A 1,041-nucleotide genomic window follows, 5' to 3' on the forward strand; every position below is an offset into this window, starting at 1 on the left:
ATTCATTAGAAGGCAACTTAAATCATAATCTATATAAAGAAGTATCACATGAGGTTTTACTGGAAACACTTAAGAATATGACTAAAGAAATGTTGTTTGTTCTAAATCTAAAATTACAAGAAAGTAACAAATAGCTAGAAAGTATCGACACTTTTCGACAAGATATGCTACACTTTCTGTAAAGACACCAAAAACTCTTATAGATTTTTAAAACAATAAAAGTTAATATAATGTTAATATATGTAATGTAGATAACAAATTATAAAGGAGAGTATAACAAATGGCTAAAAATAGAGCTGAACTTATTGAAAAAATTGTATCGAATATTCCACTTATTTCAAATAATAAGAAAGCAGTTAAAGAAATTAAAGAAGAATTATCAAAGTATCGAATTGCTGAAGGTAGAGTAGAGTATTATTTTTCACAGCCTGAGATATTAGCTGAAGCAGATGTAAGAGAATTAGCTTTATTTACAGAACAATTCTATGTTAAAACAGGATTAAAGGAATTTAATACAGATAATTACTTTACTGAACATGAGATGAAAGAAGCTAAACAATTTGATTACATTTTAACTCATGGAGAAGAAGAAATTATATTCCCACTTGATATTGAAAACGTAATTCACATTGGAAACAACTTGTATGTTGCTTCATTAGATATTGAAACTATTGCGAAATTAATGAAATCTAAAAAGCTAAATTATAACTATGAAATTCAACGTCAAGCACAAAGAGTTAAACGTAAAGATAAAGTAATATTTAAACCAACTATCTATAAGAAGAATGTTAAAGAAATTAAAGAATTGTTATTAAAAGATCAATTAATTCACACTACATTAGCTTTCAACGCTGCAACACAGACATCTGAAACAGGAGAAGAATTAAAATACAATGGTAAAAAGAATGTACTAACAATTAATGATGGAACACGATTAGATATTCTAGATGGTTATCACAGATGCTTAGCGAGTCAACAAGCATATGCAGAAAATCCAGACTTAAACTTTAGATTTGTAGTAATGATTTCAAATTATACAAC

1 protein-coding gene is annotated in these 1,041 nt (G+C 27.0%); it reads left to right on the forward strand.

The window, feature by feature from the left end; all coding sequences use genetic code 11:
• Positions 1 to 280: 280 nt before the first annotated feature.
• The coding region (locus AC1DSL_RS18575) for a DNA sulfur modification protein DndB (RefSeq protein WP_477533382.1) at positions 281 to 1,041 on the forward strand (761 nt) is incomplete at its 3' end.

The sequence above is a fragment of the Paenisporosarcina sp. P4_D4 genome, from assembly GCF_056401835.1.